At 61.1% G+C, this 8,800-nt stretch carries 9 protein-coding genes; 5 read left to right on the top strand and 4 right to left on the bottom strand.

The features are described 5' to 3' along the window. The first annotated feature begins 101 nt into the window (after positions 1–101). Both QMX91_RS14045 and QMX91_RS14040 read left to right on the top strand, forming a co-directional pair. Positions 102–917: a gamma-carboxygeranoyl-CoA hydratase gene (locus tag QMX91_RS14045; protein WP_098968120.1), complete on the top strand. Its 816-nt coding sequence runs from the start codon at positions 102–104 to the stop codon at positions 915–917. Next, complete coding sequence (locus QMX91_RS14040) at positions 917–2,866, top strand: acetyl/propionyl/methylcrotonyl-CoA carboxylase subunit alpha (protein ID WP_134785979.1); 1,950 nt, start codon at positions 917–919, stop codon at positions 2,864–2,866. The genes QMX91_RS14045 and QMX91_RS14040 overlap by 1 nt, the downstream gene beginning before the upstream one ends. A gap of 39 nt (positions 2,867–2,905) precedes the next feature. On the opposite strand, the gene QMX91_RS14035 is transcribed toward QMX91_RS14040, so the two are convergent. Next, a complete protein-coding gene (locus QMX91_RS14035; RefSeq protein ID WP_027614618.1) occupies positions 2,906–3,565 on the bottom strand; it encodes an XRE family transcriptional regulator in 660 nt (219 codons plus the stop codon). A gap of 131 nt (positions 3,566–3,696) precedes the next feature. Between QMX91_RS14035 and QMX91_RS14030 the strand changes: the two genes are divergently transcribed. Further along, a complete protein-coding gene (locus tag QMX91_RS14030; protein WP_003223691.1) occupies positions 3,697–4,035 on the top strand; it encodes a DUF3077 domain-containing protein in 339 nt (112 codons plus the stop codon). Positions 4,036–4,254: 219 nt separating this feature from the next. Here QMX91_RS14030 and QMX91_RS14025 read toward each other — a convergent pair whose 3' ends face one another. Further along, positions 4,255–4,419 (bottom strand): hypothetical protein, encoded by a 165-nt coding sequence (locus QMX91_RS14025; RefSeq protein ID WP_158556651.1) that lies wholly within the window; start codon positions 4,417–4,419, stop codon positions 4,255–4,257. A 96-nt stretch (positions 4,420–4,515) separates the two neighbouring features. On the opposite strand from QMX91_RS14025, the gene QMX91_RS14020 reads away from it, so the two are divergent. Beyond that, on the top strand, positions 4,516–5,667 hold the full coding sequence (locus QMX91_RS14020; RefSeq protein ID WP_134785978.1) for a M14-type cytosolic carboxypeptidase: 1,152 nt from the start codon (positions 4,516–4,518) through the stop codon (positions 5,665–5,667). A 149-nt stretch (positions 5,668–5,816) separates the two neighbouring features. Continuing rightward, on the top strand, positions 5,817–7,016 hold the full coding sequence (locus QMX91_RS14015; protein WP_282412906.1) for an MFS transporter: 1,200 nt from the start codon (positions 5,817–5,819) through the stop codon (positions 7,014–7,016). Here QMX91_RS14015 and QMX91_RS14010 read toward each other — a convergent pair. Then, on the bottom strand, positions 7,013–7,558 hold the full coding sequence (locus QMX91_RS14010; RefSeq protein ID WP_135295411.1) for a cytochrome b: 546 nt from the start codon (positions 7,556–7,558) through the stop codon (positions 7,013–7,015). The two genes, QMX91_RS14015 and QMX91_RS14010, sit on opposite strands and share 4 nt — an antisense overlap. Further along, positions 7,555–8,649 carry a catalase family peroxidase gene (locus tag QMX91_RS14005; RefSeq protein ID WP_282412905.1) on the bottom strand — a complete coding sequence of 365 codons (1,095 nt, stop codon included), beginning with the start codon at positions 8,647–8,649 and terminating at the stop codon, positions 7,555–7,557. The genes QMX91_RS14010 and QMX91_RS14005 overlap by 4 nt, the downstream gene beginning before the upstream one ends. Positions 8,650–8,800 lie beyond the last annotated feature (151 nt).

Raw genomic sequence — 8,800 nt, 5'->3', positions numbered from 1 at the left:
GGCTTGCTCGCGAAAGCGGTGTATCAGTCGACGTATCCGCAACTGACAGACCGTCTTCGCGAGCAAGCCCGCTCCCACAGAAACCGTGGAGACGGAAGAATATGAGCGACTTCAACACCCTCGAACTGCACAACGACCCACGGGGTTTCGCCACCCTGTGGCTCAACCGTGCGGAAAAGAACAACGCGTTCAACGCCGAAATGATCCGCGAACTGATCCTCGCACTGGACAAGGTTGCCAGCGACGCCAGCCTGCGTTTCCTGTTGGTGCGCGGGCGTGGCAAGCATTTCAGCGCCGGCGCCGATCTGGCGTGGATGCAGCAATCGGCCGAGCTCGATTATCACACCAATCTGGACGATGCCCGCGAACTGGCGGAGCTGATGTACAACCTCGCCAAGCTGAAAATCCCGACCGTGGCCGTGGTGCAGGGCGCGGCGTTCGGCGGCGCGCTGGGGCTGATCAGTTGCTGCGACATGGCGATTGGCGCCGATGACGCGCAATTCTGTCTGTCGGAAGTGCGCATCGGCCTGGCACCGGCGGTGATCAGTCCGTTCGTGGTGCAGGCCATCGGCGAACGTGCCGCGCGTCGTTATGCGCTGACTGCCGAGCGCTTCGGCGGGCAGCGTGCGCGAGAAATCGGTTTGTTGTCCGACAGCTACCCGGCCGCCGAGCTTGATCAAGCCGTCGAGCAATGGATCGACAACCTGCTGCTCAACAGTCCGGCCGCGATGCGCGCCAGCAAGGATCTGTTGCGCGAAGTCGGTAACGGCGCGCTGACCCCGGCGCTGCGCCGCTACACCGAAAACGCCATCGCGCGCATCCGCGTCAGCCCTGAAGGCCAGGAAGGCTTGCGCGCCTTTCTGCAAAAACGTGCGCCAAGCTGGCAAGCCGCAACCACCACTAAGGAGCCGCGTTGATGAGCGCACCTGTTCTCACCACCCTGCTGGTGGCCAACCGTGGCGAAATCGCTTGCCGGGTCATGCGTACCGCCAAGGCGCTGGGCCTGACCACCGTCGCCGTGCACAGTGCCACCGACCGCGAAGCGCGGCACAGCCGGGAGGCGGATATCCGCGTTGATCTCGGGGGCAGCAAAGCCGCCGACAGCTATCTGCAAATCGACAAACTGATCGCAGCGGCCAAGGCCAGCGGCGCGCAGGCGATTCACCCGGGTTACGGTTTCCTGTCGGAGAATGCCGGCTTCGCCCGTGCCATTGAACAGGCCGGGCTGATTTTCCTCGGCCCGCCCGCTTCGGCCATCGACGCGATGGGCAGCAAATCCGCAGCCAAGGCGCTGATGGAAACCGCCGGTGTGCCGCTGGTGCCGGGCTATCACGGCGAGGCGCAGGATCTCGAAACCTTCCGCGATGCCTGCGCACGCATTGGCTATCCGGTGCTGCTCAAGGCCACGGCCGGTGGCGGCGGCAAAGGTATGAAAGTGGTTGAGGACGTCAGCCAACTGGCCGAAGCGCTGGCCTCGGCGCAGCGTGAGGCGCAGTCGTCGTTCGGCGATTCGCGGATGCTGGTGGAGAAATACCTGCTCAAACCACGCCATGTGGAAATTCAGGTGTTCGCCGATCAGCATGGCAACTGCCTGTACCTCAACGAGCGTGATTGCTCGATCCAGCGCCGGCACCAGAAGGTCGTCGAAGAAGCCCCGGCCCCGGGCCTGACCCCGGAACTGCGCCGCGCCATGGGCGAAGCGGCCGTGCGTTCGGCGCAGGCGATCGGTTACGTCGGTGCCGGCACCGTCGAGTTTCTGCTCGATGCGCGTGGCGAATTCTTCTTCATGGAGATGAACACGCGCTTGCAGGTCGAGCACCCGGTCACCGAAGCGATCACTGGCCTCGATCTGGTGGCGTGGCAGATTCTTGTGGCGCGCGGTGAAGCGCTGCCGATCACCCAGGATCAGGTGCCGCTCAATGGCCATGCGATTGAAGTGCGCCTGTATGCCGAAGATCCGTCGAATGATTTCCTTCCGGCTACCGGTCGCCTGGATTTGTACCGTGAATCGGCAGGAGGACCTGGGCGTCGGGTGGACAGCGGGGTTGCAGAAGGCGATGAAATTTCGCCGTTCTACGACCCGATGCTCGGTAAGCTGATCGCCTGGGGCGAGGATCGCGAACAGGCGCGCCTACGGCTGTTGAGCATGCTTGATGAGTTCGCGATTGGCGGCTTGAAGACCAACATCAACTTCCTGCGGCGGATCATCGCGCATCCCGCGTTTGCCGCCGCGGAGCTGGATACCGGGTTTATTCCGCGTTATCAGGAAACGCTGCTGCCCGCTCCGGGTGAGCTGAGCGATGAGTTCTGGCAGACCGCAGCACAGGCTTTCGCGCAGAGTTTGCCGGGTACTGTTCGGGCGGATGATCCGGAGTCGCCGTGGGCCTTGAACAGTGGTTTGCGCGCCGGTCTGCCGGCAGAAGTCACTTTGCATTTGAGCTGCGAGGGCCAGGATCGGGCGCTGACGCTGAATAGCTCAGGCAACGCCACACTGTCCGGTGAAGCACTGGTGGTCGAGCACGATGGCGTACGCCGTGTCCTGCGGGCAATTCGCCAGGGCGATTCGCTGTACCTGCAATGGGACGGCGAGTTGCGGCGCATTCAGGCGTATGACCCGATCAGCGCCGTCGACGCCAGCCACAGCCATCAGGGCGGTCTGACTGCGCCCATGAACGGCAGCATCGTGCGGGTGTTGGTGGAGGCCGGGCAATCGGTCGAGGCCGGTGCGCAACTGGTGGTGCTGGAGGCGATGAAGATGGAGCACAGCATTCGCGCGCCCCATGCGGGAGTGATCAAAGCGCTGTATTGCCAGGAAGGCGAAATGGTCGGCGAAGGCAGCGCTTTGGTGGAACTGGAAGCCGAGTAAATGGGAGATCGATCCTACGCCGAGCGAGGATCGATCGGACTAGAAACGCGCCGTGGCCTGAACCACCACGCCGATGATTCGACACTCATCGGTGAACAGGGCTTTGGGCCAGGTCGGATTGAGCGGTACCAGATAACGCTGGCCGCCCTCTTCGTCGAGCTTGCGAAAGATCGCTTCATCGCAGCCCTGCCACTGGGCGATCACCAGTTTGCCGGGCAGCGCCTCCACCTCCGGGTCCACCAGGATCAGCATGCCTTCGGCGATGCTCTGACCTGAAGGTGCGGTCATCGAATTTCCCGTCACGGTCAGCCAGAACGCTGCGCCACGGGCGTGATAATCCGTCAGTTCGAAGCGCTGCTTGTCATGTGACGGGGCGTAAGCGGCGGTTGCACTCTCACGCGATTCGCACGGCGTGTGCCAATCGCTGACCGGATAGCGGAAATACGGGTTGTACTTCTGCGCCAGCGGCATCTCGTCATCGTCGGTCTCCTGCGGCTCGCGAATCACCAGCACCACTTCCAGGAAGTCCATCCCCAGCGCCTGCAATACGCGGTTCATTTCCGTAATACCCGGCTCGCGACGTTTGTTCAGCCAATGGCCGATCCCGCCCTGGGACATGCCGACGCGCTCTCCGAGCTCTGTTTGAGTGATTTTGAGTTCACTCATTTTGGCCTTGACCAACTCAATCCATTTATCCATGTGCGGCACCTTACTTGCCCCGCCTTCGGCCGGCAAAACACATATTGTAGTATTTAAATTCTGGTCACAACTACGCATCGTACTATGCTGGAAGCACGGACTTTCAATCGAACAAGGAGTGACCCTTCACCATGAATATCAGCAGCAAAGACTTGCCCGATCTGCAAATGGACACCACGTTCACCTCCCCTCAAGGCAATGCAGCAGCGCAGCGAGCACTGGACTATTACTTGAAACCAGCTGTGTCAGAACCCGAGGTAGATGAACGTTTTTTTGATGTGAAACGCCATCTCAGCGGCGAAGAAGCTCTGGTGCACGCGTCGGATCTGTTGCGCTGCGCAGCCGCCACCGCCTTCAAGGCAGCCGAAAACCTGCAGGGCGCGAGCCGCGACCTGGCATTTTCGGTGGTGCATATGGTGGATATGGCGCGAGCGATGGTCGACCATTCAATTGATGGCGAACAGCTCTAACGGACACGGGAAGCGGACGGACAGGAAAGAGTTTTCCAATCGCGCAGATAAAAACATTTGACTTGCAAATGATAATGATTATTATTGCAGGCAGCTGGTCGCGAGATCAGTCGATGGACCAGAGACCTTAGGTCGGTCTTCTGGACTATCTCCTCATCAGGCTAATCACGGTTTTTGACCCGGCTTTTTGCCGGGTCTTTTTTTGCCCGTTTTTCGGGCTTATGGCTTCAGGCTAATGAAGTCTTTGGGTGCTGCAAATTCGATGGCGCGGATAATATCAAAAGAATATCGCTTGGCAAGCAAAGCCCGGCCAGATTGGGGCAAACTAATGACAATTAGCACTTGAGAATCAATCGCACACTCTCTAAGCTGCTTGCGCGTCATGGAAGACGCCCCCCACGCAACCCGCAATTTCCCTCGGTTTCAGCCCTGTCTTGCGTGTAAAGTAGCCGCCATAAAAATCATATTCAGGAACCGATTATGACCGTGGCCAAATCTTCGTTCGACATCAGCGCCAACTTCGACAGCGGCAACATCCAAGTCATCGACATCTCCAACCCGCTCAACCCGGTTCTGGCCATTCGCCCGGATACCCGCAGCGCGCATTTTCAGTGGTTCCACTTCAAGGCCAGCGGCCTGCATGTTCATCAGGAACACTGGTTTCGCCTGGTCAACGCCAGTCAATCCTCTTACAACAAGGCCTGGACTGGCTATCAGGCTGTTGCGTCCTACGACCATGTGAATTGGTTTCGTATTCCTACCAGTTTCGAAGGCGACAGCCTGCGCTTTTGCCTCGAAGCCGAGCAGACTCACGCTTGGTTCGCCTACTTCGAACCCTACAGCCGCGGTCGTCACGACTGGCTGATCGAGCAGGCGCTGAGCAAGGCCGGCACCGAGTTGCTGGCTACCGGCAAAAGCGTCGAAGGTCGTGACATTCAACTGCTGCGCAAGGGCAGGGGCGCCGAAGGCCAGCGCAAAATCTGGATCATCGCGCAACAGCACCCGGGTGAGCACATGGCCGAATGGTTCATGGAGGGTGTGATCGAACGCCTGGAACGCCACGACGACCCGGTGTTGAACAAGCTGCTGGCCAGCGCGGATCTGTATCTGGTGCCGAACATGAACCCGGACGGCGCCTTCCACGGCCATCTGCGTACCAACGCCATGGGCCAGGACCTGAACCGCGCCTGGCAGAGCGCCAGTCAGGAAGTCAGCCCCGAGGTACTTTTCGTACAGCAGCAGATGGAAAAGTACGGCGTCGATCTGTTCCTCGACGTACACGGTGATGAAGAAATTCCCCACGTGTTCACCGCCGGTTGTGAAGGCAACCCGGGTTACACGCCGCGCATCGAGAAGCTCGAAGAGCATTTCCGCACGCACCTCAAGCACACCACCAAAGACTTCCAGACCAAATACGGCTACACCCGCGACGAACCGGGCCAGGCCAACATGACCTTGGCCTGCAACGCGGTCGGGCAGCAATACGACTGCCTGGCGCTGACCCTGGAAATGCCGTTCAAGGATCACGACGACCATCCGGACAAAAAAACGGGCTGGTCGGGCAAGCGCTCGAAACAGTTGGGCAAGGACGTGCTGACCACCATCGCAGACATGGTCGACACTCTGCGTTGATCCCTCCCCCGCTCCACCCAAAGATCGCAGCTGTGGCTGCGATCTTTTTTTTGCGCAATAAAATGCCACCTCCAATCAGGTTGCAAATTAAAACCAAACTATCTACTTTGATTTTGGTTTTAATTTAAAACCCAAAAAGGAATCAGGGCATGCAATCTCAACCCCTCAAAAGCAGTGTGGTGCTGCTGTTCGCCATTGCCTGTGGACTGGCGGTGGGCAACGTGTATTACGCGCAGCCGCTACTGGACGCCATGGCCGAGGCCTTCGCCATGGAGCCGGCAACCATCGGCATTGTCATTACCCTGACGCAGATCGGCTACGGCATTGGTCTGGTATTGCTGGTGCCACTCGGCGACCTGCTCAACCGACGGCGACTGATCGTCACCCAGACCCTGCTCTCGGCCGCCGCGCTGCTGATGATCGCGCTGGCGCCCAACAGTGTGTGGTTGCTGCTCGGCATGACCCTGACCGGTTTGCTCGCGGTGGTGACGCAAGTGCTGGTGGCCTACGCCGCGACCCTGGCGATCCCGGCGCAACGCGGCCGGGTGGTCGGCGTGGTCACCAGCGGCATCGTCGTTGGCATTCTGCTCGCGCGCACCATTGCCGGGGTCATGGCTGATCTGGCGGGTTGGCGCGCGATCTATCTGCTGTCGGCGGGGCTGACGCTGCTGATGGCGCTGCTGCTGTTGCGCGTATTGCCCAAGGATGAAGTCTCGCAGCCGGCGAGCCGTTACGGCGCGCTGATCGCTTCGGTGTTCAGTCTGTTCCGGCAAGAGCCGGTGCTGCGGCAACGGGCGATTCTCGCGTTGCTGACCTTCGCCAGCGCCATGGTGCTGTGGACGCCGATGGTGCTGCCGCTGGCCGCCCCGCCACTGTCGCTGTCGCACAGTGAAATCGGCCTGTTCGGGTTGGCCGGCGCCGCCGGTGCACTTGCCGCCGCGCGCGCCGGGCATCTGGCTGATCGCGGCCTGGGCCAATGGGTCAGCGGTCTGTCGCTGCTGCTGATGCTCGCCTCGTGGCTGCCGATCGCCCTCACCCAGTCCTCGCTGTGGGCGCTGTTGCTCGGCGTGATCACCCTCGATCTGGGCTTGCAGGCCGTGCACGTCACCAGCCAGAGCATGATCTACAGCGTGCGCCCTGAAGCGCAAAGCCGCCTCACCGCCGGCTACATGCTGTTCTATTCGATCGGCAGTGCATTGGGTTCGATTACCTCGACGGCGATGTACGCCTGGGCCGGCTGGACCGGCGTGTGTCTGCTTGGCGCCGTTATCAACGCAGTGGCGCTGGGTTATTGGTGGCTGACCCTGAGAAGTGGCGCACCGCAGCGGTGCGCCACACAAGCGGGTTAATCGCGATCGCGACCGCGCAACATGCTGTCGAGCACCTCGTCGCGGCGCACCCAACCGTGGTACAGCGCCGCCGCCAGGTGCAACAGCACAGTCAGGAACAACAGGTACGCCAGATAGCCATGCGCCTTGCGCAGCAGGGCAAATACTTGCGCGTCGGCTGGCAAAATCGATGGCAACTGCAAGGTATTGCTGAGCATCACCGGCTCCCCCGAGGCACTGATCATCGCCCAACCGAGCAGCGGCAGCACCAGCATCAAGGCGTACAACAACACATGCGAAGCCTTGGCCGCCATCACCTGCCAGCCCGGCAGATCCGCCGGCAGCGGCGGCTGTCGAGTGGAAAACCGCACCAACAGACGCACGACCACCAGCAGCAGAATCGCAATCCCCAGCGGTTTGTGCAGATGAATCAGCCATTCATGCCGCTGTGAAACCGAAGTGACCATGCCGGCGCCAATGAACAACATGGCGATGATCATCAGCGCCATCAGCCAGTGCAGCAGCCGCGCCAACAGCGCGAAATGAGTCGGTTGCGTGCTCATGGGCGAGCCTCCTGACGGGCGGCGGGCAATTGGCTGACTTCACTGGTGCGCCGCAGATAAGAATCGGCGTAACCGGCGGAACGCGCCGCGAGCAGCGGGTCGTCGGAGCCCTCGATCCCGGCTGGCAGCACCAGCGGATCGTAGTTGATGTCGCGGCATTCGCCGCTGAGCTGCGGCTGAGTCTTCTCCAGCACCAGCGTGCCGGCGTTGATCACCTTGCGACCCTCGGGCCAGGTTTTGCTGGCATCGTTCACCGGATCACCGGGGTTGGCCAGGGTGATATTCAACTGCCAGCGCAACGGTCCCTCGGCCAGGCGCTGCACCAGATCCTTCTCGAGAAAATCCGCCCCCTCCGGCGCCGAGGCTCCGGCGGCATCGCGCGCCAGTGGCGTGACACTCCAGCGCACCGCCTGCTTCTGCCCACTGGCGTTGACCAGATAGAACGCATTCACGCTGTTGTAGGTTTCAGTGGCATAGCTGGCCGACGGTTTGGCGGTCTTCACCCACGTCAGAAACGGCACGGCTTCCGGGTGCGCGGCAAAGAATGCCGGCACTTTCGACGGATCCGGTTTACCCGTGGCCGGATCCGGCGACTGCGCCTGCTGCAACTGATAGAACGCCTCGGGGGTGCCAACCGGGAACACCGGCATGCTGTTCATCCCGGCGCGCCATTGCTGACCGTTGGCCTGGGTGAAACGCAGCGCCAGGCTGCGGATCGGCACGCTGCTGTCCGGGGCGTAGGGATTCCCCGCCGGCAATGCGAAACGCCCGACCACCGGGGTTTGCGCCTCGTTGAACACCTGCGCCGAAGAAAACGCCCGCGCCTCGCCACTGCTCTCGAAATGCCCGATCACGCACACGCCCTTGGCGTGGTTACGCCGAAACCCGGGATGCACGCCGTTGTTTTTCTCCAGCACATCGACCAGCGCCTTGGGCGTCAGACGTTGTGGGTCAAGGTTACCGTGCACGTAGGCAAACGCCCCGGCCACTGCGGCAACCACCACGGCAATCGCCGTCAGGCGCAACACTGTGCTCGCGGCACTCAAGGGCGGGCGCGACGGCCTGCCCGGCGGTGAAGTGCGATCAACCATGAATAACTCCAGGGCCATCGGCCACAAGTAGGAAGAATCAGCAAGACGCGCCCCAGCGGGATTTATTCCATGGCCCGGTATTTATTTTTCCGAACGTGGAATAACCTCGAACGGCAGACGTCTCCCTAGTCCACAGCGTAGTGACTAGCAG

Source organism: Pseudomonas sp. PS01299 (assembly GCF_029960145.1).
Taxonomy (GTDB): Bacteria; Pseudomonadota; Gammaproteobacteria; order Pseudomonadales; family Pseudomonadaceae; genus Aquipseudomonas; species Aquipseudomonas putida_A.
The sequence above is the reverse complement of the archived record's forward strand: the minus strand, read 5'-3'. Positions and strand labels throughout refer to the sequence as shown.